Origin of the sequence: Janibacter terrae NBRC 107853 (assembly GCF_001591405.1) — a bacterium.
Lineage (GTDB): Bacteria > Actinomycetota > Actinomycetes > Actinomycetales > Dermatophilaceae > Janibacter > Janibacter terrae.
Window position 1 is genome coordinate 380,152 of the sequence record NZ_BCUV01000002.1, and the last position, 25,556, is coordinate 405,707.

Here is a 25,556-nt window from a genome sequence, read left to right on the forward strand (position 1 = left end):
CGCCGGATACCGTGGCGGCCGTGACGACCCCGACCCCACGCCGTGACCTCGCCCCGGCGCTCGAGCGGGTCGTCGTCGGCGCCGGGCTCTGGCTCGTGCTCCTGGGGTTCCTCGGGGCGGTCCTCGCCCGGCTCGGGGTGTGGGTCCCGGTGATCGGGTGGGCGGCGGCGGTCGTCACCGCCGCGGTCGCCGTGCGCCTGTCCCGCGCCGTGCCCCGGCCGGCTGGTGCCGGCCTCGGTCCCGTCCCGGCTGCCGCGCTCGTCGTCGGCGTGCTCGCCGTGACCGTGTGGACCGGCGTGACCCACTCCGAGCAGGTGCTCCCACGGCGTGACTCGGCGAGCTACCTGCAGGCGACGATCTACCTCGCCGAGACCGGCAGCCGACCCGTCGCGATCGATCCCGAGAGCATCGGTGGCCCCGAGACGCTGAGGGAGGAGGGGCTGACGCTCGAGGCTCCGGCCTTCTACGGGACGGGGTCGCCCGAGGACCCCACGGTCCAGCCGCAGTTCATGCCCGGCCCCGCCGTGGCGTACTCCCTGCCGTGGTGGGCCGGGGGAGCCACCGCCACGCTGTGGGCCCCGGCCGTCGCCGGTGGCCTCGCCCTCCTCGCGCTCGGGCTGCTCGTCGCGCGGACCGTCTCACCGCTCGCCGCCGCGCCGGCCGCAGTGCTCGTCGGCGCCTGCTTCCCGTGGCTGCACACCGCCCGGTCCACCTACTCCGAGCCGCTCGCCGCGCTGACCCTCGGGGCGGGGTTCCTCGCCCTGACCCTGCTCGTCCGCGCGGCCGAGGACGCTCCCGTCGGCGACGTGCCGCCGGCCTGGACCCGCTCGGCCGCCCTCCTCGCCGGTGCCCTCGTCGGGGGCACCTCGATCGTGCGCATCGATGCCCTCCGGGAGACGATGCTCCTCATCCCCGTCGCCGCCCTGCTCCTGGCCCGCGGGCGCGGCTGGGCCCGGCCGCTGCTCGTCGGCGCCGTCGGCACGACGCTCGGGGGGTTCGCGGTCGCCGGCGTCATGAGCTGGCGCTACCTGGGCGAGATCGGCAGCTCGCTCGTCCCGCTCGTCGGGCTCGTCGTGCTCATGTCCCTCGGCTGCTGGGGGCTGCTGCGGCTCTCCCGCCGCGGGTGGTCCGTGCCCCTGTGGTTGTCCACCCGCCTCCCGGTGCTCCTCGCCGCGGGCGTGGTCCTCGTCGGGGTGCTGCTCTCCCTCCGCCCGCTCGTGCAGGTCACCCGTCAGGACCCGCGCGACCCCGGCGCGATGTACGTCGCGCGGATGCAGGCCGAGCTCGGCCTGCCCGTCGACGGCGGGCGCACCTACGCCGAGCACTCCGTCGACTGGCTGGCCTGGTGGGTCGGGCCGGGCACCCTCGTCGTCGCCCTCGTGACCCTCGCCGCGCTCGCCCACGTGCTCGGTCGCTGGTGGACCGGGGGAGGGCGCCTGCCCGCCTGGGGCGCCGCCCTCGTCGTCGCCACCGGCTCGACCCTGCTCACCCTCGTCCGTCCCGGGATCACCCCCGACCACCCGTGGGCCGACCGTCGCCTGCTCGTCGCGCTCCCGCTCGCGCTCGTGCTCGCGGTCGCCGGGGCGTCCTGGGCGGCCCGGCAGGCGCGGCACCGTCGTGGCTCCGTCATCGGGGGAGCGGTCCTCGTCGCCCTCCTCGCCGTCACCGCCGTGCCGACCGCCCTCGCGACGTGGCCGCACCGCTCCGAGCGCGTGGAGCAGGGAGGGCTCGCCGCGGCGGCGACCTACTGCGCGGCGCTCGAGCCCGGCGACGTCGTCCTCGCCGTCGACGACTGGGCCGTGAACCACTGGACGCAGGTGACCCGCGGCATGTGCGGCGTCCCGGCGATCGCCACCACCGGCCGCCTGCGGGACGACCCCGACCGGGTGCTCGCCGCGGCGCAGCGGCTCGACGAGCGGGTCCGGGCCCGCGGCGGACGGGTGCTGCTCGTCGCGCACCGAGAGCCGCAGACCCTGCAGCGGCTCGGCGCGACCGACGTGCGCACCGTCCTCGACACCACGCTCATGGAGGACCCGCACGTGCTGACCGAGCGCCCCGAGCGCCTCGACCCGCTGCGCCTCACCGTGTGGACGGGACGCGTCCCGCGATGACCCCGGCAGGTCGCATAGGCTGCCCGCGATGAGCGCGCACCTCGCCCCCGATCCCGGCGACCGTCCCGGTGACGCCTCGCTGAAGATCGCCGTCGTCGGTCCCACCCACCCCTACAAGGGCGGCGTGGCCTCGCACACGACGACCCTCGCCCACGAGCTCGAGGCCGCCGGCCACGACGTGACGCTCGTGTCGTGGAGCCACCTCTACCCGAGCTTCTTCTACCCGGGCGAGCAGTCGGTCCCGAGCCAGGGGGACCCGGACGTGCCCCCCTTCCCCCGCACCGTCCGCGCCCTGTCGTGGGCCCGGCCGGACACGCTCCTGAGCGCGGGCCGGCGGTTGCGGGACGTCGACCTCGTCATCGTCGTCCACGTCATCCCGCCGGTCGTGCCGCTGCACCTCATGCTGCTGCGGGCCGCCGGCGTCGGGCGCACCGCGATGTCCGGACGGGGCCCGCGCAGCGTCGTCATCGCGCACAACGTCCTGCCGCACGAGCCGCACCCGGGTGACGCGGCGCTCATGCGGACCCTCTTCCGGCGCGTGGACGCCGTGCTCGTCCACTCCGCCGAGCAGTCGCGCCTCGCTCGCGAGCTCGACGCCGACCACGTCGTCGTCACCGACCTGCCGCCGCACCTGCCCGGTGGTGACCCCGCCCCGCGCCCCGCGCACCGCGGCCCCGCCCGGCTCCTCGCGCTCGGCCTGGTGCGGGGGTACAAGGGCATCGACGTGCTGATGCGGGCCATGCTGCGCGTGCCGGACGTGACCCTGACCGTCGCCGGCGAGATCTGGGGCGACGCGGGCGAGGAGCTGCGGACCCTCGCCGAGCACCGTTCCCTCCGCGACCGCGTGCGCATCCACAGCGGCTACGTCCCGGCCGACCGGATCGCCGCCCTCCTCGCGCAGCACGACGTGCTCGGCCTGACCTACCGCAGCGCGACCGCGAGCCAGAACGTCCTGCTCGCCCACCAGCACGGCCTCGCGGTACTCGCGTCCGACGTGGGGACCTTCGGCGACCAGGTCACCGACGAGGTCGACGGCTACCTCGTGCCCCCGGCGGACGAGGACGCGGTCGTCGCCGTCCTCGAGCGGCTGCGCGAGCCCGCCGAGGTCGAGCGCATCCGCGCCGGCATCACCCCTCCCGACCTGCACGCCCCGTGGGCCCGCTACGTCGGCTCGCTCGAGGCGCTCGCCGCCGCGGACCTGCAGGCCGACCCCACGGCCCGCCCGGTCGTGCGCCGGCGCTCGCGCCTGGGTCGGGTCGCCGACCGCGCCGAGGACCTCGTGACGCTCGCCAGGCTCGCCCGTGACCGTCGCCGACCGCGGCTCGACCTCGGTCGGGCCGACTTCCCGTCCTGGCTGCGCGCCACCGACGTGCTCGCGCACGACGAGGAGGCCGTCCGCGCCCGTGAGCTCGCCCGCGAGCTCGGCCTGCCCCGTGGCGGCGACGCGATCGCGGAGTGGGCCGCCCTCGGGGCCCTCGGGGTGCTCGTCGGCATGCGTGACGACCGGCGGCGCGAGGCCCTGATCATCGACGCCTCCGGCGCGGGGTCCCCCTTCGGGCGGTGGGCCCGGGCCGCCGGCTACGTGCCCGTCGAGGTCGAGCTGCGGGGCTCCCGGTCGTCGATGACGCTCCTCGACGTCGACACCGCCACCCTCGACCTCATCACGCGTCTGCACCCCGACGACGCGTCCGCCGCAGACATCGACGAGACGCTGACCCAGGCGGGCTGGGCGCTGCGCGCCGGCGGCCTGCTCTGCCTCACCCTGCCCGTCGGCGGCACCGGGAGCGACGTCGTCGGCGGGGCGGCCGACCTGCGGGCGGTCGTCGCCCGGGCCGCCGACGCGGGCTTCACCCTCGTCGGCGACGTGGACGGGGACCTCACCGCCCGGCTGCGCCACGCGTCCAGGGTGAGCACCGAGCCCGAGGCCGCCCACGCCCTCGTGCGCCTCACCTTCGCGCGGCGATGAGCGCCCCCGCGCGCCGCCCGCGCAAGCGGGTCCTCGACGTGCTGCGCATCGGCTTCCTGCTGCTCGTCCTCGTGGTGGTGGCGATCGCGCTGCGCTCCAACTGGGAGGAGGTGCGCGGCGACCTGCGCCGGATCGGTCCGGTCACGCTCCTCGCGGCGACGGCGCTGTCGCTGCTCTCGCCCTTCTTCACCGTGCTCGGCTGGCGCGTCCTCATGGCCGACCTCGGATCGCGGCTGCACATCGCCCCCGCGAGCGGGGTCTTCTTCGTCGGGCAGCTCGGCAAGTACCTGCCGGGGTCGGTGTGGTCGGTCGTCGTCCAGACCGACATGGCCGCGCGGCTCGGCGTCCCCCGACGGCGGACGGCGGTCGTCGGTCTGCTGTGCATCGCGCTGTCCGCGCTCACCGGCATGATCGCGGGCCTGCCCGCGCTGCCCGTCCTGCTCACCCGGGGCGAAGCCGTCATCCCGTGGTGGTCGCTGCTGCTCATCATCGGCGTGCTGGGGGCGCTGCTGTGGCCGCCGGTGCTCAACCGGGGCATCCGCACCCTCCTGCGACTGCTGCGGCGCGAGCCCCTCGAGCACGACCTCACGCACGCCGCCGTCGGCCTGTCCAGCCTGTGGTTCACCTCGTCCTGGCTCACCGGCGGACTGGCCGTGTGGGTCATGGCCCGCAACGTCGCGCCCGACGACGCCGACGCCTCGCGGTTGCTGCTCGTCGCGGTCTCCGGGTACCTCCTCGCCGCCGGCATCGGGATGTTCAGCATCGTCGTGCCGGCCGGCGTCGGCGTGCGCGACGGCGTGCTCGCCCTGCTCCTCGCGACCCAGATGCCCTTCTCCGCGGCGACGGCAGTCGTCGTCGTCGCGCGCTTCCTCACCGTCCTCGCCGACGTCGTCTGGGCCGCCGTCGGCTGGCTCTGGGCGAAGTCGCACCACCTGCTCCCCTCGCCCCCCGGCTCGGCCCCGACGGGGCCTGACCCCGCCCCGTAAGGTGATCTCCCATGTCTGACTCCACCTCCTCCGGCCAGGTCGCCGCACCCCCGGGTGGTCGCCTCCTGGCGCTCGCCAAGCGCGCCGCCGAGCACGCCCTCTGGGGCCGCGTCGCGGTCCAGCGGCGCCTCGAGGCCAGGGCGAAGGGGGATCGTCCCGCGCCGACGACCGTCGCCCCGACCGGTGTGCTCACCGACGCCGCGGCGTGGCGGCGTGCGGCCGACGAGGCCAAGCGCCTGCGCCTGCCGCTCCACCGGGACCTGCCCAAGAACTGGGACGCCCTCGGTGCCGTCGGCGCCGTCCTCGACCTCGTCGACGACGGGACGCGCAGCGCGCGGGTCATGGACGCCGGCTCGGCGCGCTACTCGCCGGTCCTGCCGTGGCTGCGGCTCTACGGCTTCGGCTCCACGCCGGGCTCGCTCATCGGGATCAACCTCGAGTTCGGCTCGCAGGTCACCCGCGACGGCGTCGTCTTCCGCTACGGAGACGTGACCGACACCGGGTTGCCGAGTGGCCACCTCGACGCCATCACGTGCATGTCGGTCATCGAGCACGGCGTGCCCCTCGAGGGGTTCATCGCCGAGTCGGCGCGGCTGCTGCGCCCCGGCGGGGTCCTCGCGGTCTCGACCGACTACGACCAGGACCCGCCGGACACGACCGGCAAGGAGATCTACGGGTCGCAGGTCCACATCTTCTCCCCGGCGGAGATCCGCGACCTCGTGGCGCTGGCCGAGCGGCACGACCTCGAGCTCGTCGGCACCCTGGACGACGCGGCCCTGGCGCACACCGAGCGACCCGTGCACTGGACCAGGGTCGACCTCGACTACACCTTCATCCTGCTGACCTTCCGCCGCCGCTGACCGGCACCGGATGAGCACGCACCCGGGAGCGACGGTCCGGCGGCACCGCCCGCCCGCGCCGGTCGACCTCGCCCTGGTACTGCCCCCCTTCGTCCGCGGGTCGGGTGACCCGACGAGCCTCAGGGGCCGCGACGGCTGGTGGTTCGGCTGGACGACGCCCGACGGCCCGGTCACCCTCCACCTGCGCGACGCCGGGGCCGAGGTCCTCGCCTCGGCCTGGGGTGCCGGCGCGGCGTGGATGCTCGATCGCCTGCCGGACCTCGTGGGGGGCCGGGACGACCCGATGGGGTTCACGCCCCACCACGACCTCGTCGCCCGCGGGTGGCCGCGGATGCGGACCTGGCGGGTGCCGGCCAACGGGCTCGTCGCCCAGATGCTCGTGTGCTCGGTGCTCGAGCAGAAGGTCACCGGCCGCGAGGCCTTCAGCAGCCAGCGCCAGCTCGTGCGCCGCTTCGGGTCGCCGGCGCCCGGGCCGGGGGAGGAGCTGGGGCTCGTCTGCCCGCCGAGTGCCGCGGACTGGGCCCGCATCCCGTCCTGGGAGTGGCTGCGGGCGGGGGTCGACGGGGCCCGCTCGCGCGTCGTCGTGCGGGCCATGGGCGTCGCCGGACGCCTCGACGAGTGCGCGGACCTGCCGCTGACGCAGGCGCACGCCCGGATGCGCTCGTTGCCGGGGATCGGCGTCTGGACGGCCGCCGAGGTGGCCCAGCGGGCGCTCGGGGACGCGGACTCGCCGAGCTTCGGCGACTACCACGTGGCCAAGGACGTGACGCTCGCGCTCGACGGCCGGGTGGGCGACGACGACCGCATGGCCGAGCTCCTCGCCCCCTACGCCGGCCACCGGTACCGCGCGCAGCGGGTCGTCACCGCCACCGCCGGCCCCCGGCCGCGTCGTGGGCCGCGCCGCTCGCTGCCCACGCACCTGCCGACGCGGTTCTAGCCGCGCACCCACGACGCACCGGGTCAGGGACGCAGTCCGAGCGCGAGGTCGAGGGCGTCGGCGGCCACCTGCTCGGCAGGCCGGCCGAGGTCGACGTGCCGCGTCGTCCAACGGGACCCGCGCGCCGGGGCCTCGTCCGCGGGCGCGAGCCAGCCGGCGAGGAGGTCCTGGTAGAGGCCGGCGACGCCGGCGGACGTGGGCTCGATGCCGACCGCGGCGAGCGAGGGGCCGAGGGACGCGAGGTCGGGGCTCACGCCGACGACGGGCGCCGACGTCCCGCGCAGCGCGTCCCGCACACCGGGGACGCCGAGGACGATGCCGACGGACAGCACCGGGTCGCTCGGCGGGAGCAGGACGACGTCCGCGGAGCGGAGGGCGTCGAGCACGCCCGGGGCGGCGGCCGCGCGGTCCATGCCGGCGACGACGAAGCGCACGGCCGCCGGCGCGCCGAGCTCGTGCCGCCACCGCTGGACGTGGACCGCCTGCTGGCCCTCGGCGCCGTCCAGGACCGCGTGGGTCTCGACCGGGACGTCGCTCATCGGCAGGACCCGCACGTGGTCGGGCAGCCCGGCGCGCACCGCGAGGCGCGCGGTGACCTCGGTCGGTGTCGCGCCCTGACCGAGCCACGCGGTCCGGGCGAGGTGGGTGGCGACCTCGCGGTCGGTGACCGGGTACCACTGGGGGTGGACGTCAAGCGCGACGAGCTCGTCGGCGACGACCGAGGACGGGTCGGCGGGGGAGCCGCCGAGCTCGGCCAGCAGGGCATCGACGTCCGGCTGGACGCGCAGTCCCCACAGCGTGAGGTCGTCCCCGGTGTTGGCGATGACGGTCACCTCGTCGTCGCCGGCCCGATGACGGAGGTGGTCCAGGAGACCGCGGACGAATCGGGCGCCGGCCGGCCCGCCGGAGATCACGGTGATGCGCATGGGGCACATGGTCTCAGCCGCCGCCGGGGAGGGCGAAGGGGAGGGGAGACGGGGCGACCGTTCGCCGCTCCATACCGTGCTCGGCTTGACGACGCACGCATGACACGCATGTAATTACAGACGTGTCGTCACCCCGTCGTCCGGGAGCGGCATGGGACCAAGGGTCGAGGTCGAGGAGGGACCATGCACGAACTTCAGCTGATCACCGGTGACGCCACCGACGACACGGAGCTGTCCTGGCAGGAGCGATCGCTCTGCGCCCAGACGGATCCCGAGGCGTTCTTCCCCGAGAAGGGCGGATCCACCCGCGAGGCGAAGAAGGTCTGTGTCGGGTGTGACGTCCGCCAGGAGTGCCTCGAGTACGCCCTGGCGCACGACGAGCGCTTCGGCATCTGGGGCGGGCTGTCCGAGCGCGAGCGGCGCAAGCTCAAGAAGCGCGCGGTCTGACCGTCGGCGAGGTCGTGACGCAGCCCAGTCCCACGCCCTCCGCCACCCCTTCCCGGCGGACGACGGCGCCACCGGTGACCGTGACCGCGGTCGTGGTGGCGCGCACCAGGGAAGGAGCCGGACAGGTCCTCAGCGCCCTCCTCGCGCAGGACCGCCTCCCTGACCGCCTGCTCCTCGTCGACGGCGCGATCGGCGGTCTGGACGACCCGAGCGACCTCCTGGCCCCGGTCGACCGCGCCGGCATCGACGTCCTGACGACCACCCTCGGACCCCGGCGAGGGCTGCGCCGGATCCTGCCGGCGATGATCGACAGCCTGCCGCGGGCGGACGTCGGCCGGGACCTCGTCTGGATCCTCACCTCGCGGACCCGCCCGCACCCCGAGGCGCTGCGCCGCCTCGTCGCCGCGACGGGGCGGGGCGTCGGCATGGCCACCCCCAAGCTCGTCGACGAGGCGGACCCGAGCCGCCTCGTCCGCTTCGGCCTCCAGGTGACGCGGTCGGGACGCATCGTCCCCGATCCCGTCGCCGGGACGACCGACCAGGGCCAGTACGACGCCGATGTCGACGCGGTCGCGGCCCCGCTCGAGGGCCTGCTCGTCGACCGGGCCACCTACGAGCTCCTCGACGGCCACGACCCGGCCCTGGGCGACTTCGGCGGCGACCTCGACCTCGGCTGGCGCTCGCAGCGCGCCGGGCGGCGCGTCGTCCTCGTGCCCGGAGCCGCCGTCGCGGTCCGCCCGACCGCAGCCGAGCGCCGCCCGGGCGCGCAGCACCGCCGTCAGGCGAGACGCGCCGCCCTCACCCGCGCGCACGTCGTCACCGCACCCTTCCTCGCCCTGTGGATCGCCGTGTCCAGCCTGCTCGTCGGCCTCGGGCTGGTCGTCCTGAAGCGGCCCGGGCTGGGGGCGGAGGAGCTCGCGAGCATCCCCGCCACGCTCGACCCGCGTCGGTTGCGCTCCCGCCTGCGTGGCCACGCGCCCCGCGAGGTGGCCAGGGGCGACCTCGACTCCCTCTTCGTCACCTCCGCCGATGCCCGTCGCCGACTGGTGGACGACGCGCGGGGGAGCGCCCGGCGGCACACGGGCGTCGAGGCCCGCTCGCTCGAGGTCGAGCGCGGTGGGCGCTGGCTCACCCACCCGCTGCCCTGGCTCGTCATCGGGGTCACCGCCTTCTCGGCGTGGTCGGCCCGGCACATCACCGGTGAGCTGCGGCACCGACCGGACGCCGGTCTCGTCGGGGGCGAGCTCGCGGGCGGTCGGGCCACGGCCGGGCAGCTCTGGGACTCGTGGTGGATGGCCTGGCACGGCCAGGGCTGGGGTGACGGGGCCGAGCAGAGCCCGGCGCTCGTCGTCCTCGCCGCGCTCGCCCGGGTCGTCGGCTGGATCCCCGGCCTCGGCTCCGGGCAGTCGCCGGCGGGTCTCGTCCTCGCGCTCCTCGTCATCCTGGCGCTCCCGGTCGCGGCCGTCGTCGCGTGGTCGGCCACAGCCACCTTCACCGACCGCAGGTGGCTGCGGGCTGCCGCGGCGCTCGCGTGGGTGACGACCGTCCCCGCCGCGCTCGCCGTGGGCGAAGGGCGGGTCGGTGCCCTCCTCCTGCTGGTCCTGCTGCCGCGTGTCGTCGCCGGCGTCGCCCGCGCCGCCCGGGGGTGCTCGTCCTTCAGCGACGGCGTGCGGACAGCCCTGTGGGCCACCCTGCTGGCGACGGTCGCTCCCTTCGTCCTGCCGGTGCTCGTCGTCGTCGGGGTCGCGCTGCTCCTCGTCGGCGACGCGCGCCGACGGGTGCGGGGCATCGTCCTCGCGGTCACCCCCGTGCTCCTCCTCGGGCCCTGGTTGCTCACCCTGCGTGACCACCCGCGGCGCCTGCTCGCCGGATGGGGCCTCACCGACGCCCCGGTGACCACTCCCGCGCCGCAGCTCGCCCTCGGGCAGCTCGACGGCGGCGCCGCGACGACGTGGTGGACCGCCGCGATCCTCGCCCTGGGGCTCCTCGCGCTGCTCGTCCCGGGCCGCCGACCGGGTACCTGGGTCGCGGCCGTCGTCGCGCTCGTCGGCCTCGCCGCGGCCGTGGCCGCGCCCCGCGTCGTCATCGGCTACCGCCCCTCCGGGTCCGTCGACGCGGGCAGCGAGATCACGCCCTGGGCCGGCACCGGGCAGATCCTGCTCGTCGGGTCGGCGCTCGTCGCGGTGCTCCTGGCCGCCGACGTCCTGCCCGCGCGACTGCGCTCGGGTGGGCACCGGCGTTGGCTCGTCCTGCCGGCGCTCGCCCTGCCGGTCGCGGCCATCGGCAGCGCGGTCGTCGTCGGCCAGCACTCCTACGGCGACGACCTGACGACCTGGCGCGACCCGCGGCCGCTCGTCGCCGTCGCCGCCGCGGAGGGCCCCTCGGCCTCCCGCACCCTCGTCGTGGAGCCCGCTCCCGCCGGCGTCCGCTACCGGCTCGTCGGTGCGGAGCCGGGAGAGCTCGTGCGCGACCTGCCCCCCGCCACGCGTCCCGTCCCCGGCGAGGAGCAGGTGGCCTCCGCCGTGGCCCAGCTCCTCGGGGTCGGCGAGGGCGAGGGCTCCCCGGGCGACGTCCTCGCGCGGCACGCCGTCTCGCACGTCGTCGTCGTCGACCCCAGCGAGTCCCAGCGCCGCCTCGTCGACGCCGCGCCCGGTCTGGCGCGCCTCGGCTCGAGCGCGGGCTCGATCACCTGGGCGGTCCGCGCCGAGGAGACCGACGGCGCCCTCCCCTCCCGGCTGCGGGTCACCTCGCAGGACGGCAGCCACCCCGTCCTCGCCTCGGGGGCCCACGCCGACACCGACGGCCCCGTCGAGGTCCCGAGCGGGGAGGAGCTCGTCATCGCCGAGTCCCTTGACTGGAGCGACCGCGTCGAGGTGCGCGCCGACGGGCGCCGGCTGCAGCCGCAGACCCACAGCGCCGTCCCGACCTACGAGCTGCCCGAGCGCACCGACGAGGTGAGCGTCGCCGTCGGCGCCGGCCACCCGTGGTGGAAGGTCGGTCAGGGCGCCGCGCTGCTGCTCGCCCTCTACCTCGCCCTGCCGACCGAACGGCGCGTCGAGCCCGACGAGGAGGAGCAGCGATGAGCCCGCGCCCCGCCCGCTCGGCCTGGCTGCCGGCCGCCGCACGCGTCGTCGTGGTGGGCGCCGCGGCGACCGGCGTTGTCCTCGGGGCCGACCGGCTCGGCGCGGTGGCCCCCCAGGCGTCCCCGCCGGTGGGGGCGCCCTCGATCGCGACGAGCCTCACGAGCACGTACTGCCCGGGTGACCCCTTCGCCGGTGTCGAGGGCGCGCCCGACGTCGACCTCACGGGGGGCGTCGTGGCCCACGCCGCACCTGCGCAGGTGCTCGACGGGGTCATCACCCCGCCCGGCGAGCCGGGCACGATCACGGTCGAGGACCTGCGGGGCGAGCCGGCCCCGACCCCTGACGCCGAGCCGCGCAGCGGACCGACGAGCGAGTCGACCCGCGACCTGGGGTCGCGCCCGGTGCGGGTGCGCGCCACGCAGGAGCGGGCCCCGGGGCTCGTGGCGACCGAGGGCTTCGTTGCCTCGGGCGAGAGCGTCCAGGGCCTGGCCGCGCAGCCCTGCGGCACCGCGACCGCCGACGCGTGGCTCGTCGGCGGCGGTGGCGACAAGGGCCGCCAGGAGCGGCTCGTCCTCACCAACCCCGGGGCCAATCCCGTCACGACCCGCATCGAGCCCGTCGGGGCGAAGGGGGAGGACCGCGGCCGCTCCGTCGTCGTCCCCGCGCACGGCCGCAGCGTCGTCCTCCTCGACGCGGTCGGCGGTACGGACGCCCCGCAGGCGGTCCACGTGAGTGCCACCGATGGCCTCGTCGTCCCGACCCTCGTCGACCACCACACCGACGGGCTGACGCCCGCCGGGGTCGAGCTCGTCGGGCCGACTGCTGCCCCCGCGCGACGACTCGTCGTCCCGGGCAACGCCAACGGCGCACGGCGGGGCATCGTCCTCGCGGCGCCGGGTGACCAGGACGCGGTCGTCGAGGTGCGCGCCGTCGGCGAGGAGCGGGCCCGCAGCGCCGGCGTGCGCACCATCCCCGCGGGCCGGGCCGTCGACGTCGCGCTGCCCGAGTCGCCGGGCGTGCACTCCTGGGTCGTCGAGTCCGACGAGCCGGTCGTGGCCGCCGCCCACGTCTCCACCGAGGACTCCGGCGGGCGCAGGGACATGGCGTGGTCGGTCGCCACCCCCGCCATCGGCACGCTCGGGGGAGCGGCCCTGCCGACCTCCCCCTCGAGCGACGTGCGGCGCTTCGTCGAGGTGACCGCCGACGAGGAGGCGGCCACCGCCGACCTGCTCGTCCTGCGCGACGGCGAGATCACGACCCGCGAGGTCGACCTCGAGGCCGGCCGCAGCAAGGCCCTGTCGATCGGTCGGGCGAGCGCCGTCTGGGTGCGTCCGACGGACGGTCGTGTGCACGCGGCGGTCCTGCTCATCGGCAGGGAGCAGGGCGCCCGGGCCGAGACGACCTCGATCCCCGTGCTGCCCTCGCGCGTCACGGTGCGCGACGTGCCGGTCGTGCAGGCCCGCTGAGGCTCGCTGCGGACCCGGGGGGCGGTCAGCGGCGCTCGGGGTCCACCTCGTCCGGGTCGACGCCGAGCAGGAGCGCGACCTGCTCGACCATCACCTCGTGGACCACGTCGACCGGGTCGCTCCCGCGCGCGATCGTCTCGACCGGTCGCCGGTAGACGACGATCCGGGCGGGCAACCTCCCTTCGGCGGGCCACAACCTGGCGAGGGGGACCCCCTCCTCCCAGCGGGCCGGGTCGGACGGGGGGATGTCCTCGACGGCGAACTCCACGTCGTCCCACCGTCGGCCCAGGACCCGGCGGAAGCGCTGCGCGGTGTCCACGACGAGGTCGTCGAAGGCCTCTGCGCGGGTCGCCATCGCCGGCACGGCCGGCTGGGCGAGCGGTCCGCGCAGGCCGCGGCCACGACGATCCCGATGACGACTCACCCTCCCGATCGTAGGTGCCCCGGTGCGGCGTGGCGTCACCGATCCTCTCCTGCGTGGCCTAGCCTGCACGGGTGACCGTCTCCCGCCAGTGCTCCCGTGCCGCCTGCGCACGACCGGCCTCCGGGACCCTCACGTACGTCTACTCCGACTCCACGGTCGTCCTCGGGCCCCTCGCCACCTACGCCGAGCCGCACGCCTACGACCTGTGCCAGGACCACGCCCAGCGCCTCACCGCGCCGCGCGGCTGGGACGTCGTGCGGCTCTCCACGGACCAGCCCGCCCCGGCCACCTACGACGACCTCGTGGCCCTCGCCGAGGTGGTCCGTCGGCGCCCCGAGCCGATGACCGACTCGGAGCGGACCCGCGGCATCGCCACGACCGCGCGTCCGGAGCCCGCGAGCGTCACCGAGACCGGTCGGCGCGGCCACCTGCGCGTGCTGCGCGACCGCGACTGAGCGCCCGACCCGGCGCTGCAGGACCGGCGCACGCCCGGCACGCGGTCGCGAACTAGGCTGCTGCCCGTGACCATCCAGCTCGCCGACTTCGTCAAGGCCTACGACGTGCGGGGCCTCGTGCCCGACCAGCTCAACATCGACGTCGCGCACGCACTGGGCGCGGCCTTCGCCGAGGTCGTCGCCATCGCCGAGGGCGCCCCGGCGGTCGTCATCGGCCACGACATGCGCCCGAGCTCTCCGGAGCTCGTCGACGCCCTGGCCCGGGGCATCACCGCCCGGGGCGTCGACGCGATCCTCATCGGCCTGGCCAGCACGGACGGGCTCTACTACGCGAGCGGGGCCCTCGGCCTGCCCGGTGCGATGTTCACCGCGAGCCACAACCCGGCCCGGTACAACGGCATCAAGTTCTGCCGCGCGGGCGCGCGGCCGGTCGGCCAGGAGAGCGGCTTGGCGCAGGTCCGCGACCTCGCCCAGGAGCACCTCGACGCGGGCGTCTCGGCCTTCGACGGCGTGACGCCCGGCGCGGTCACCGAGCGCGACGTCCTCGCCGACTACGCCGCCTTCCTGCGCGGTCTCGTCGACCTGTCGGGCTCGCGCCCGCTGCGGGTCACGGTCGACGCCGGCAACGGCATGGGGGGGCTCACCGTCCCCGCGGTCCTCGGGACGCGCTCGGGCCTGCCCGAGCTGCCCCTGACGATCGACCCGATGTACTTCGAGCTGGACGGGACCTTCCCCAACCACGAGGCGAACCCGCTCGACCCCAAGAACCTCGTCGACCTCCAGGCGCGCGTGCGCAGCCACGGGGCCGACATCGGCATCGCCTTCGACGGCGACGCCGACCGGTGCTTCGTCGTCGACGAGCACGGTGACCCGATCAGCCCGAGCGCGATCACCGCGATGATCGCCCGGCGCGAGATCGCCCGTGAGGTCGCTGCTGGCCGCGACCTTGCGGAGATCTCGATCGTCCACAACGCGATCACCTCCGCCGCGGTCCCCGAGATCATCGGCGAGGACGGCGCCCGACCGGTCCGCACGCGCGTCGGGCACTCGTACGTCAAGGCCGACATGAGCGAGCACGACGCGGTCTTCGGCGGCGAGCACTCCGCGCACTACTACTTCCGCGACTTCTGGTTCGCCGACACGGGCATGCTCGCGGCGATGCACGTGCTCGCCGCCCTCGGGGAGACCGACCGGCCCCTCAGCGAGGTCATGGCTCCCTTCGAGCGGTACGTCGCCTCCGGCGAGATCAACTCCACGGTCGCGGACGCCGCCGCCGTCACCGAGGTGGTACGCGGGCGCCACGTCACCGACGGTGCGGTCGTCGACGAGCTCGACGGCCTCACCGTGACCCACCCGGCCACCGACCGCGAGCCGATGTGGTGGTTCAACCTGCGGCCGAGCAACACCGAGCCGCTGCTGCGCCTGAACGTCGAGGCCGCCGACGAGGCGACCATGGCCCGGGTGCGGGACGATGTCCTGACGACGATCCGGGAGGCATGACCATGAGCGAGTCGACCATCGAGCCCTGGCTGCGGGAGATCCTGCGCTGCCCCGCGTGCCGCGCCGAGCTGCGCGACGAGACCGGGGCACAGGGGCCCGAGCTGGTGTGCACCGGTCCGGACTGCGGTCTGGCCTACCGGGTGGACGAGGGCATCCCCGTCCTCCTCGTCGACGAGGCACGACCGCGGGCCTGAGGCGATGCCCCCCTTCGACACCGGGCTCCTCGACGACGACGGGCGTCGCGCCGCCGTCGACACGACCGACATGCTGCGAGCCCTTGCCGGCGCCGGCGCCCAGGTGCGACGCGCGCTGACCCTGGCGGCGGAGACCGATCTCGCGAGCGTCACGGCGGGGGAGCGGCCGCGTGCCGTGCACGTCGCCGCCGTCGGCGGCGCCGAGACGGTCGGGACGGTCCTCGACCTGCTCGTCTCGCGCAGCGGCCCGGTGCTCCTGACGGCCGACGGGTCGGGGCCGCTCCCCGGCTGGGTCGGCACGCTCGACCTCGTCGTCGCGATCTCCCGCTCGGGCCGCGCCGAGGGGCCGGTGCGCCAAGCGCGCGAGGCCGCGCGACGCGGCGCCCACGTCCTGACGATCGGTGCACCCGACAGCCCGCTCGCGGAGGCCGCCCACGCCGCCCGCGGCCTCCACCTGGCCATGGACCCGGGGGTGGGCCACTCGCGGACCGCGTTGTGGGGCATGGCCGCCCGTGCCGTCCTCGGGGTGACGGGGAGTGGTGTCGTCGACATCGCCCCGAAAGTGCTCGCAGGGGTCGCCGACCGGCTCGACGAGCAGGCGGAGCGCTTCCGGCCCGATGCCGAGCACTTCGTCAACCCGGCCAAGGTGCTGGCCGCCGACCTCGCGGACGTCGCCGGCGTCGTGCTCGGGGACGGCCCCGTCACGGGGGTGGCCGCGCGCCGCACGAGCGCGATGCTCGCGCGGACGGCACGCACCCCGAGCACCTGGGGGCGCCTGCCCGACTCCGCCGCGCAGGTCGTCGCCTGCCTGTCCGGGCCGTGGGCCCGCGGGCGGCAGGCGCCCGACGGTGGTCGGGACATCTTCGCCGACCCCTACCTGGACGGCCCGTCGGGGCCGCAGCTCGGGCTGCTGCTCCTGCGGGACCCCGTGCCCGCGGACGACGCCGACCCGATGGAGGTCGAACGGCACAACACCGCGCAGTCGGTCGCCGACCACGCCCGCACGACCGGGGTGCGGGTGCTCGAGCACACCGCCCGCCCGGGCCACGACCTCGAGCGCCTCGCGGAGCTCGTCGCGCTCACCGACTACGCCGCGACCTACCTCGCCATCGGGCACGGGCTCGACCCGGCCACCGCCCCCGGCATCTCCGACCTCCACCTCCCACGGAAGGCCACCGAGTGATCGACGTCGACATCGCCGTCATCGGCAGCGGATCGGGCAACAGCCTGCTGACCGATGACCTCGCGGACCGCACCTTCGCGATGATCGAGGGCGGTGACGTCTTCGGGGGCACCTGCCTCAACGTCGGGTGCATCCCGACCAAGATGTTCGTCCACGTCGCGGAGATCGCCACGGCCGTGCGCGAAGGGGGACGCCTCGGCGTCGACGCGACGCTCGAGCGGGTGCGCTTCACCGACGTGCGCGACCGCGTCTTCGGTCGGATCGACCCGATCGCGGCCGCCGGTGAGGCCTACCGCCGCGACGACGAGGACGTCCACCTGCTGCGCGGCCACGCGAGGTTCACGGGACCGCGGACCCTGTCGGTCGAGATGCCCGACGGCAGCACGCAGGACGTGCGGGCCGGGCAGGTCGTCATCGCCACCGGGTCGCACCCGGTGGTCCCTGACGAGCTGGCGCAGGCGGCCGCCCGCGCGGGGGTCACCCTGCACACCTCCGACAGCGTCATGCGGCTGCCCGAGCTGCCCGGGCGGATGCTCGTCATCGGTGGGGGCTACATCGCCGCCGAGATGGCGCACGTCTTCTCCGCCTTCGGCACCCAGGTGGTCCTCGCGGTGCGCAGCGACACGCTGCTGCGCCACCTCGACGAGGACATCTCCCGGGCCTTCACCGCGGCCGCGCGCGAGCAGTGGGACGTGCGCAGCGGGACGACCGTCACGGACCTCACTCGCGACGAAGGGGGCATCACCGCCACCCTGTCCGACGGGTCGAGGGTCGAGGTCGACGCCGTCCTCGTCGCCGCTGGCCGGGCACCCAGCACGGACGACCTCGGGCTCGAGGCGGCCGGGGTGGACGTCCACGACGACGGCCGCGTCGTCGTCGACGAGTACGGCCGGACCAGCGTCGACGGCGTGTGGTCCCTCGGGGACGCCAGCTCCCCCTTCCAGCTCAAGCACGTGGCCAACCAGGAGGCCCGCGCCGTGGCGCACAACCTGGCGCACCCGGACGACCTGCGGGCCTTCGACCACGACGCCGTGCCGGCCGCCGTCTTCACCCACCCCCAGATCGCCTCGGTGGGCCTGACCCAGGCCGAGGCCGTCGAGCGGGGCATCGACGTCACCGTCAAGGTGCAGCGGTACGGCGACACGGCCTACGGCTGGGCCATGGAGGACACGACGAGCGTGTGCAAGGTCATCGCCGACCGGCGGACCGGCGCCCTCGTCGGGGGACACATCCTCGGCCCCCAGGCCTCCACGCTCGTGCAGCCGCTCATCCAGATGATGGCCTTCGACCAGCCCGTCGCCGACATGGTCCGGGGTCAGTACTGGATCCACCCGGCCCTGACCGAGGTCGTCGAGAACGCGCTGCTCGGCCTCGAGCTCAACCCGGCCGAGGACGTCCTCGAGTCGCCACCGATGGCGTGAGCGTCTCGGCGTGGCTGGAGGCCGGGCGCCGGCGTGTGCTGGCTACGCTGTGCACGTGCTGACGACCCACGTGACCCCCGGGCCCCTGCGATGAGCGGCGGCCTCGTCGCGCTTCTCGACGACATCTCCGTCCTGGCCCGTGCCGCAGCGGCGTCCATCGACGACGTGGCGGCCGCCTCCGGCCGGGCGAGCGTCAAGGCCGCGGGCGTCGTCGTCGACGACACCGCCGTCACACCGCGCTACGTCGAGGGCCTGGACCCCAAGCGCGAGCTGCCGATCATCAAGCGGATCACCATCGGCTCGCTGCGCAACAAGCTCGTCTTCATCGTCCCGGCGATCCTGCTGCTCAACGCCTTCCTGCCCTGGCTGCTCTCGCCCCTGCTCATGCTCGGCGGCACCTACCTGTGCTTCGAGGGCGCCGAGAAGATCTGGGAGAAGATCGCCGGGCACGACGACGGTGCGCACGCCGAGCCACGGCCCGCCGACGAGGAGACGATCGTCAAGGGTGCGGTGACCACGGACTTCATCCTGTCCGCGGAGATCATGGTCATCTCGCTCAAGGCCGTCCTGGACGAGGGGCTCAACGACTCCTTCTGGTACCTGCTCGCGGTCATGGTCGCCGTGGCCATCGCCATCACGTTCGTCGTCTACGGCACCGTCGCCCTCATCGTGAAGATGGACGACATCGGTCTGGCCCTCACGCAGAGGGAGTCAGGCTTCGCGCAGACCCTGGGTCGTGGCCTCGTCACGGGCATGCCCAAGCTGCTCACGGTGCTGTCCGTCGTCGGCGTCGCCGCGATGATCTGGGTCGGTGGACACATCATCCTCGTCGGCCTCGACGAGACCGGCTGGCTGCCGCAGCCCTACGAGCTCGTCCACCACCTCGAGGAGGTCGTGCACGAGGCGACCGGCGCACTCGGGGGTGCGCTCGGCTGGTTGACCAACACCGTCGCCTCGGCGGTCCTCGGTGGCCTCGTCGGTGCCGTCGTCGTCGCCGTCATGCACGTGCTGCCCTTCGGGAAGAAGGACGAGGGCGCGCACGCCGCGCACTGACGCGACCCGCGCACCGGGGCCCAGCGCCTACACTGCTGTGAGCCGGCGTGGGTGATGCCCCGCGAGAGCCCAGAAGGGCCGCGCCGGGTCCGATCCCACACCTGTCACAGGAGTTTCACGTGTCCTTCGACTACAAGGTCGCCGACCTGGGCCTCGCCGAGGCCGGCCGTCACCAGATCCGTCTCGCCGAGCACGAGATGCCGGGCCTCATGAGCCTGCGCGAAGAATTCGCTGGTTCGGCGCCGCTTGCGGGCGCCAAGATCGCCGGCTCCCTCCACATGACCGTGCAGACCGCGGTCCTCATCGAGACCCTCACGGCGCTCGGCGCCGAGGTCCGTTGGGCCAGCTGCAACATCTACTCGACCCAGGACGAGGCCGCCGCGGCGATCGTCGTCGGCGCCGGCACCCCCGAGGACCCCCAGGGTGTCCCGGTCTTCGCCTGGAAGGGCGAGACCCTCGAGGAGTACTGGGACTGCACCGAGCAGATCCTCACCTGGGCCGACGACGAGGGTCCCAACATGATCCTCGACGACGGTGGCGACGCGACGATGCTCGTCCACAAGGGCAAGGAGTGGGAGGCCGCCGGACAGGTGCCGCCCACCACCGAGGAGGACTCCGAGGAGTTCACGGTCTTCAAGGCGCTCGTGCGCCGCACCCTGGAGGCGGACCCGCAGAAGTGGACGACCGTGGCCGCTCGCATCAAGGGCGTCACCGAGGAGACCACGACCGGTGTCCACCGCCTCTACCAGCTCGCCGAGGCCGGCGAGCTGCTCTTCCCGGCCATCAACGTCAACGACGCGGTGACCAAGAGCAAGTTCGACAACAAGTACGGCACCCGCCACTCCGTCCTCGACGGCCTCAACCGCGCCACCGACGTGCTGATCGGCGGCAAGGTCGCGGTCGTCGCGGGCTACGGCGACGTCGGCAAGGGTGTCGCGAGCGCGCTCGCCGGCCAGGGCGCCCGGGTCGTCGTGACCGAGGTCGACCCCATCTGCGCGCTGCAGGCCGCGATGGAGGGCTTCGAGGTCACCACGATGGACAAGGCCGCCACCTACGGCGACATCTTCGTCACGACGACCGGCTGCTACGACGTCATCACCGCCGAGCACATGGCCTCGATGAAGAACAAGGCGATCGTCTCCAACATCGGTCACTTCGACAACGAGATCGACATGGCCGGCCTGGCGCGCATCGAGGGCGTCACCAAGATCGAGATCAAGCCGCAGGTCCACGAGTGGACCTTCGCCGACGGGCACTCGATCATCGTGCTGTCCGAGGGCCGCCTGATGAACCTCGGCAACGCCACGGGGCACCCGAGCTTCGTCATGAGCAACTCCTTCGCCAACCAGACGATCGCCCAGATCGAGCTCTTCGCCAAGGCCGACGAGTACGTCGACGACGAGGGCAAGCCGTCCGTCACCACGCTGCCCAAGCACCTCGACGAGAAGGTCGCCCGCCTGCACCTCGACGCCCTCGGTGTCGAGCTCACCGAGCTGACCAAGGGCCAGGCCGAGTACCTCGGCGTCGACGTCGCCGGGCCGTACAAGCCGGAGCACTACCGCTACTGAGCGCCGACCCGTGGGCCGCGAGGGGCCGCCGTCCGACACGGACGGCGGCCCCTCGCGCTCTCGTCAGCCGCTGGGCTCGCGGGCGGGGACGAGCTTGAGGCCCATGACGGCGGCGATGATGCCCGCGACGAGCAGGGCCCTGACGGGGGAGAAGGGCTCGTCGCCGGTCACCACGGCCCAGGTGACGGTGAGCGCGGCGCCGACCCCCGTCCAGACGGCGTAGTCGGTGCCGATGGGGATCGACCGGACGGCGACGCCGAGCCCGCCCATGCTGATCGCGAGGGTGAGGACGAAGATGACGGTCGGGAGCGGTCTGCTGAGCCCGTCGGACCGCCCCAGGGCCGTCGCCCACACCGCCTCGAAGACCGCGCTGACGAGCAGGACGAGCAGAGTGGTGCGGGCGCGGGAGGCGAGCTCGTCCCCCTTCGCCATGGACCACACGACGGTGAGGGTCGCGCCGGTGCCCACCCAGACGGCGTAGGCCGTGCCGGTGGGGATCGTGGTCATCGCCCACGCGAGGCCGGCCGTGCTGGCGGTGGCCCAGACGGCCTCGAGCATCCCCGAGACGACGAGGACGAGCCAGGACATGAAGTTCCTTGCTGAGTCCGTCGTGTCGTGGTGCGGGTACGGCTCCCTCGTCCGCAGGCCCGGTCGCGGGCCTCGCCGACCAGACGAGCCGCACGGGTACCCGGGCCCGGCAGCCCGCTGTGTGATGATTGGCGGGCAGCGACACCGTGTGAAAGGGATCAAGGTGAAGGGACGCGTCCTCGTCGTCGACGACGACCAGGCACTGGCCGAGATGCTCGGGATCGTGCTGCGCAAGGAGGGGCTGGACGTCGCACACGTCGCGGACGGCGCGCGTGCGCTCGATGCCTTCCACGAGTCCCGACCGGACCTGGTGCTCCTCGACGTCATGCTGCCCGGCATGGACGGGATCGAGATCTGCCGCCGGCTGCGCCAGGAGTCGGGCGTGCCGATCGTCATGCTCACCGCCCGGACCGACACCGTCGACGTCGTCGTCGGCCTCGAGTCCGGTGCCGACGACTACATCGTCAAGCCCTTCAAGCCGCAGGAGCTCATCGCCCGGCTGCGCGCCCGGCTGCGTCGTGGTGACGAGCCCGAGCCCGAGCGCCTGACGATCGGCGACCTGACGATCGACGTCGCCGGCCACTCCGTCAAGCGCGGTGACCAGTCGCTCGGCCTGACGCCGCTGGAGTTCGACCTGCTCGTGGCCCTGGCCCGCAAGCCGTGGCAGGTCTTCAGCCGCGAGGTCCTCCTCGAGCAGGTGTGGGGCTACCGGCACGCGGGCGACACCCGTCTGGTGAACGTCCACGTCCAGCGCCTGCGCAGCAAGATCGAGCACGACCCGGAGAACCCGCAGATCGTCGTCACCGTCCGGGGTGTCGGGTACAAGGCGGGGCCGTCCTGACGATGGCCTCCGCACCCGCGGTCGAGCCGACCGGGGTCTCGGACTCCGCCGGGCCCGAGGGCCCCGTCGGGGGCAGGTCCGGCGACGGGTTCGTCGTCCGCAGGATCAAGGCGCTGGTCGACCTGTGGCGCCGTTCGCTGCGCTTCCGCGTCGTCACGAGCACCCTCCTCCTCGGTGTCGTCGTCGTCTCGATCATCAGCCTGACGATGTACCGGTCCATCGCGGACGGACTGGTCGACAACCGGATCAGCCTCGCCCAGGCGGAGTCACGCAAGCTCACCGACGACGCCCAGGCGGGTTTCAACGGCTGGACGGGCACCCCGGAGCTGCCCGTCTTCACCAACTCCCTCGTCAACCGCACCCTCAAGGCACCGGCAGGGGACAACAGCCGCTACGTCATCTTCACCCGGGGCGGTAACAACACCTCCGACATGCGCATCCCCTCGGAGGAGTCCGAGGCGGTGACGCTCGAGTCCATCCCGACCTCCCTGCGGGACGCCGTGGCAGCCGACCCGGCCCGCCAGCAGACGGTGACGATCGAGCTGAACCGCCAGGTGACCGAAGGGGTCGGCGCCGAGTTCCCCGGGTCCGTGTCCGAGTCCGTGCCTGCCGTCGTCGTGGGTTCCCAGGTGGAGATCCCCTCGGCGGGCCCCTACGACATCTACTTCATCTACCCGATGGACCAGGAGCAGGCGACCCTCGGGACGATCTCGCGCTCCTTCACCCTCGGAGCCCTCTTCCTCATCGCGCTCGTCTCGGCCATCGCCTACATCGTGACGAGCATGATCGTCACCCCGGTGCGGCGGGCCGCCGCCGCGGCCGAGCGACTCTCCTCGGGCCACCTCAACGAGCGGATGTCGGCACGCGGCCACGACGACCTGGCCCTGCTCGGGCAGTCCTTCAACGACATGGCCGACAACCTGCAGACGCAGATCCGCCAGCTCGAGGGCCTCTCGCGCGTCCAGCAGCGCTTCGTCTCGGACGTCTCGCACGAGCTGCGGACCCCGCTCACGACGATCCGCATGGCCGCCGACCTGCTCCACTCCTCCCGCGACGAGATGGACCCGGTCGCCGGGCGCTCGGCGGAGCTGCTCCACGACGAGCTCGACCGCTTCGAGGAGCTGCTCGCGGACCTGCTGGAGATCAGTCGCTACGACGCCGGCGCCGCGGTGCTGGAGCAGGACCCCGTCGACCTCTTCGCGATCGTCGACCGGGTCGTCAGCTCGACGGAGTCCATCGCCGACGCCCGCGGGAGCGACGTCACGGTCCACCGCGAGCCGGGCCAGACCGCGGTCGCGGAGGTCGACGCCCGGCGCATCGAGCGCGTCCTGCGCAACCTCGTCGTCAACGCCATCGAGCACGGTGAGGGCCGCCCCGTCGACATCTGGGTGGGTGGCGACGACCAGGCCTGCGCAGTCCTCGTCGAGGACCACGGTGTGGGCCTCAGGGCAGGAGAGGCCTCGCTCGTCTTCAACCGCTTCTGGCGCGCCGACCCGGCCCGCACGCGCACGACGGGCGGGTCGGGGCTCGGTCTGGCCATCGCCCTCGAGGACGCGCGACTGCACCACGGGTGGCTGCAGGCCTGGGGCGAGCCGGGCGAGGGCTCGCGCTTCCGTCTCACCGTCCCGCGCACCGCGGGCGGTCCGCTCACCGCCTCGCCGCTGCCCCTCACGCCGCGCGAGGGCGACCTGCCCGGGAGCCCCGATGAGTCGTCCCGGTGAGGTGACCCGGCGCACGGCGCTCGGCGCCGCAGCCGCCGGCCTGCTGGCGGGGTGCGGTCTCGGGGCCGACTCCACCGTGCGGCCGGGGCTCAAGGTCGACGGCGAGCCCCCGGCGCCGCTCAACCGCATCCCCAACAGACCCGAGACCGGCGCCTCGCCGCAGGACATCATCCTCGGGTTCCTGCACGCGGGCGCGACGAGCGGGCAACGGCTCGACATCACCCGGGCCTACCTGACCGACACCCTCGCCAGGGGGTGGATCCCCGACAGCCAGACGGTCATCTACGTGGGCGGTGACCCCACGGTCCGACGCGTCAGGGGACAGCAGGACGTCTTCAGGGTGCGGGTGCGGGTGGCGGCGACGATCGACACCGAGGGCCGGTACGAGGTGGCCCCGCCCAACCTCTGGGAGAGCTTCGACTTCACGATGACCCGGGTCGAGGGGCAGTGGCGCATCGACCAGCTCGAGGCAGGCTTCGGCCGGCTGCTCCAGGAGCAGGAGGTCGGCTTCATCTTCCGGGACTACCCCGTGCACTACCCGGCGATCGGGTGGAACACCCTCGTCGTCGACCAGCGGTGGTTCCCCCAGGACCAGCTGGCGACACGGCTCGTGAGAGCACAGCTCGGGCGCGTGCCGGACTACCTCGAGGACGCGGTCTCCACGGACAACGGGGCCCGGCTCGTCATCGACGCCGTCCCCGTCCGGGAGGGCGTGGCCCAGGTCGACCTCGACGCGGAGTCGGTCGCCGAGGACACCACGACCCGCACGAAGCTCGCCGCCCAGCTCGTCGCGACGCTCATGACGCTCCCGGCCGTCACCGAGGTGGCGATCACCCTCTCCGGCAACACGCTCGAGCTGGGCGTCGACGGCCCGTTGACGTCCCCGGAGCAGCTGGGGTTCGTCGACCGCACGCGGGCGTCGGCGCCGATCGTGCTCGGCCGCTCGGGGAGCAAGGTGCTGACGATCGGTGACCGTCTCTCCTCGGTCTCGGAGCAGCACGTCCGGGCGGCCACGTCCCGCTTCGCACCGATCCCCTCGTCGGTCTCCCGTCTCGGCCTGCGACTCGACGCCAAGGAGCTGGCCACGGTCGACGGCCGCGGCCGGGACCTCGTGCGACTGCGTGACGACCGCAGCCGGATCGAGGTCCCGACCTTCGCCGCCGACCTCACCCGTCCCTGCTACGACTACGGCGGCGTGCTCTGGGTCGGTGGGGCGGGGCTGGGCCGTGAGTCGGGCAACCGCCTGTGGGCGATCAATGCCACCGCCGACCCCGAGGACGAGTCGGCGTCGGCGCCCCGTCGCATCCCCGCGCCCTGGCTCGGCCGGCGGTACGTCCGTGCGGCGGTCGTCTCGCCGGAGGGCAGCCGCATCGCCGTGGTGTCCGAGGAGTCCCCCCACACCGGCAGCATGCTCGAGGTGGCCGGGGTGGTGCGACGGTCCAACGGGCTGCCCACCAAGCTCTCGGCGCAGACCTTCCGCGTCGCCGCGGAGCTCGTGGAGATGATCGACGCGGTGTGGGTCGGACCCACGACGCTCGCCGTCCTCGGGCGTCGGGACAAGCAGGCGCAGCTCCAGCCCTACCTCGTGCACGTCGGCGGCAAGGTCGAGCCGATGGCGGAGCGCGCCGGCGCGGTCCGGGTCATGACCACCGGCGACGACACGGATGTGGTGCTCACGACCCCGGGAGGCCGCGTCTTCCAGCGTGCCGGTGGTCGATGGGTCGAGCAGCCGCTCCTCGACGGCGTCGTGAGTGCCGGTCTCTGACGAGGTCCCCAGACCCCCGGCTCGCGTCCCGCCGTCCACAGCCTGACGAAGGGGGCCGCCC

The 25,556-nt window shown here is 74.3% G+C and carries 21 protein-coding genes and 1 riboswitch; of the genes, 18 read left to right on the forward strand and 3 right to left on the reverse strand.

What is annotated here, in order from left to right:
* Positions 1-20: 20 nt before the first annotated feature.
* Genes JT1_RS01910 through JT1_RS01930 form a run of 5 tightly spaced genes read left to right on the forward strand, consistent with a single transcriptional unit; the run spans position 21 to position 6,860 of the window.
* Positions 21-2,111 (forward strand): hypothetical protein, encoded by a 2,091-nt coding sequence (locus JT1_RS01910; RefSeq protein ID WP_169701793.1) that lies wholly within the window; start codon positions 21-23, stop codon positions 2,109-2,111.
* A gap of 28 nt (positions 2,112-2,139) precedes the next feature.
* Complete coding sequence (locus tag JT1_RS01915; RefSeq protein ID WP_068322104.1) at positions 2,140-4,077, forward strand: glycosyltransferase family 4 protein; 1,938 nt, start codon at positions 2,140-2,142, stop codon at positions 4,075-4,077.
* Complete coding sequence (locus tag JT1_RS01920; protein ID WP_068322107.1) at positions 4,074-5,063, forward strand: lysylphosphatidylglycerol synthase domain-containing protein; 990 nt, start codon at positions 4,074-4,076, stop codon at positions 5,061-5,063. Before JT1_RS01915 ends, JT1_RS01920 begins: the two co-directional genes overlap by 4 nt.
* An 11-nt stretch (positions 5,064-5,074) precedes the next feature.
* Positions 5,075-5,923 (forward strand): class I SAM-dependent methyltransferase, encoded by an 849-nt coding sequence (locus JT1_RS01925; RefSeq protein ID WP_068322110.1) that lies wholly within the window; start codon positions 5,075-5,077, stop codon positions 5,921-5,923.
* Positions 5,924-5,933: 10 nt separating this feature from the next.
* Positions 5,934-6,860: a DNA-3-methyladenine glycosylase family protein gene (locus tag JT1_RS01930; protein ID WP_068322113.1), complete on the forward strand. Its 927-nt coding sequence runs from the start codon at positions 5,934-5,936 to the stop codon at positions 6,858-6,860.
* A 23-nt stretch (positions 6,861-6,883) separates the two neighbouring features.
* On the opposite strand, the gene JT1_RS01935 is transcribed toward JT1_RS01930, so the two are convergent.
* A complete protein-coding gene (locus tag JT1_RS01935) occupies positions 6,884-7,786 on the reverse strand; it encodes a 2-phospho-L-lactate transferase CofD family protein (RefSeq protein ID WP_082807399.1) in 903 nt (300 codons plus the stop codon).
* A 183-nt stretch (positions 7,787-7,969) separates the two neighbouring features.
* Here JT1_RS01935 and JT1_RS01940 point away from each other — a divergent pair, with 183 nt between their 5' ends.
* The 3 genes from JT1_RS01940 to JT1_RS01950 are packed head-to-tail and all read left to right on the forward strand — an operon-like array spanning position 7,970 to position 12,782.
* Positions 7,970-8,233 (forward strand): WhiB family transcriptional regulator, encoded by a 264-nt coding sequence (locus JT1_RS01940; protein ID WP_068322119.1) that lies wholly within the window; start codon positions 7,970-7,972, stop codon positions 8,231-8,233.
* A 14-nt stretch (positions 8,234-8,247) separates the two neighbouring features.
* On the forward strand, positions 8,248-11,316 hold the full coding sequence (locus tag JT1_RS01945) for a glycosyltransferase (protein ID WP_169701794.1): 3,069 nt from the start codon (positions 8,248-8,250) through the stop codon (positions 11,314-11,316).
* Positions 11,313-12,782 (forward strand): DUF5719 family protein, encoded by a 1,470-nt coding sequence (locus tag JT1_RS01950; RefSeq protein WP_068322129.1) that lies wholly within the window; start codon positions 11,313-11,315, stop codon positions 12,780-12,782. The genes JT1_RS01945 and JT1_RS01950 overlap by 4 nt, the downstream gene beginning before the upstream one ends.
* 25 nt (positions 12,783-12,807) lie before the next feature.
* On the opposite strand, the gene JT1_RS01955 is transcribed toward JT1_RS01950, so the two are convergent.
* Positions 12,808-13,206: a metallopeptidase family protein gene (locus tag JT1_RS01955; protein ID WP_245634770.1), complete on the reverse strand. Its 399-nt coding sequence runs from the start codon at positions 13,204-13,206 to the stop codon at positions 12,808-12,810.
* A 71-nt stretch (positions 13,207-13,277) separates the two neighbouring features.
* Between JT1_RS01955 and JT1_RS01960 the strand changes: the two genes are divergently transcribed.
* The 7 genes from JT1_RS01960 to ahcY all read left to right on the forward strand — a co-directional run bounded on the left by JT1_RS01960 (position 13,278) and on the right by ahcY (position 20,580).
* Entirely contained in the window at positions 13,278-13,661 is a 384-nt protein-coding gene (locus tag JT1_RS01960; RefSeq protein WP_068322134.1) for a DUF3499 domain-containing protein, read from the forward strand.
* Positions 13,662-13,727: 66 nt separating this feature from the next.
* Positions 13,728-15,161, forward strand: coding sequence for a phosphomannomutase/phosphoglucomutase (locus tag JT1_RS01965; protein WP_068322140.1), 1,434 nt, complete (start codon positions 13,728-13,730; stop codon positions 15,159-15,161).
* 2 nt (positions 15,162-15,163) lie between these two features.
* A complete protein-coding gene (locus JT1_RS01970; RefSeq protein ID WP_068322520.1) occupies positions 15,164-15,355 on the forward strand; it encodes a Trm112 family protein in 192 nt (63 codons plus the stop codon).
* A gap of 4 nt (positions 15,356-15,359) precedes the next feature.
* The gene (locus tag JT1_RS01975; RefSeq protein ID WP_068322144.1) at positions 15,360-16,538 is read left to right on the forward strand and encodes an SIS domain-containing protein; all 1,179 of its coding nucleotides are present in this window, start codon (positions 15,360-15,362) and stop codon (positions 16,536-16,538) included.
* Entirely contained in the window at positions 16,535-17,959 is a 1,425-nt protein-coding gene (locus JT1_RS01980) for a mycothione reductase (RefSeq protein WP_068322147.1), read from the forward strand. Before JT1_RS01975 ends, JT1_RS01980 begins: the two co-directional genes overlap by 4 nt.
* A 90-nt stretch (positions 17,960-18,049) precedes the next feature.
* Complete coding sequence (locus JT1_RS01985) at positions 18,050-19,012, forward strand: DUF808 domain-containing protein (RefSeq protein ID WP_068322149.1); 963 nt, start codon at positions 18,050-18,052, stop codon at positions 19,010-19,012.
* 119 nt (positions 19,013-19,131) lie between these two features.
* Positions 19,132-20,580: an adenosylhomocysteinase gene (ahcY, locus tag JT1_RS01990; RefSeq protein ID WP_068322152.1), complete on the forward strand. Its 1,449-nt coding sequence runs from the start codon at positions 19,132-19,134 to the stop codon at positions 20,578-20,580.
* Positions 20,581-20,643: 63 nt separating this feature from the next.
* Here the strand turns inward: ahcY and JT1_RS19115 are convergent, their stop codons facing one another.
* Complete coding sequence (locus tag JT1_RS19115) at positions 20,644-21,168, reverse strand: SMR family transporter (protein WP_082807401.1); 525 nt, start codon at positions 21,166-21,168, stop codon at positions 20,644-20,646.
* Between the two features lie 10 nt (positions 21,169-21,178).
* Positions 21,179-21,244, reverse strand: a riboswitch (guanidine-III (ykkC-III) riboswitch).
* A gap of 87 nt (positions 21,245-21,331) precedes the next feature.
* Between JT1_RS19115 and mtrA the strand changes: the two genes are divergently transcribed.
* The 3 genes from mtrA to JT1_RS02010 are packed head-to-tail and all read left to right on the forward strand — an operon-like array spanning position 21,332 to position 25,495.
* A complete protein-coding gene (mtrA, locus tag JT1_RS02000) occupies positions 21,332-22,009 on the forward strand; it encodes an MtrAB system response regulator MtrA (RefSeq protein WP_068322526.1) in 678 nt (225 codons plus the stop codon).
* A gap of 2 nt (positions 22,010-22,011) precedes the next feature.
* Positions 22,012-23,730, forward strand: a complete 1,719-nt coding sequence (gene mtrB / locus JT1_RS02005; RefSeq protein ID WP_082807402.1) for an MtrAB system histidine kinase MtrB — start codon at positions 22,012-22,014, stop codon at positions 23,728-23,730.
* The gene (locus JT1_RS02010; protein ID WP_082807403.1) at positions 23,714-25,495 is read left to right on the forward strand and encodes an LpqB family beta-propeller domain-containing protein; all 1,782 of its coding nucleotides are present in this window, start codon (positions 23,714-23,716) and stop codon (positions 25,493-25,495) included. The genes mtrB and JT1_RS02010 overlap by 17 nt, the downstream gene beginning before the upstream one ends.
* Positions 25,496-25,556: the final 61 nt, after the last annotated feature.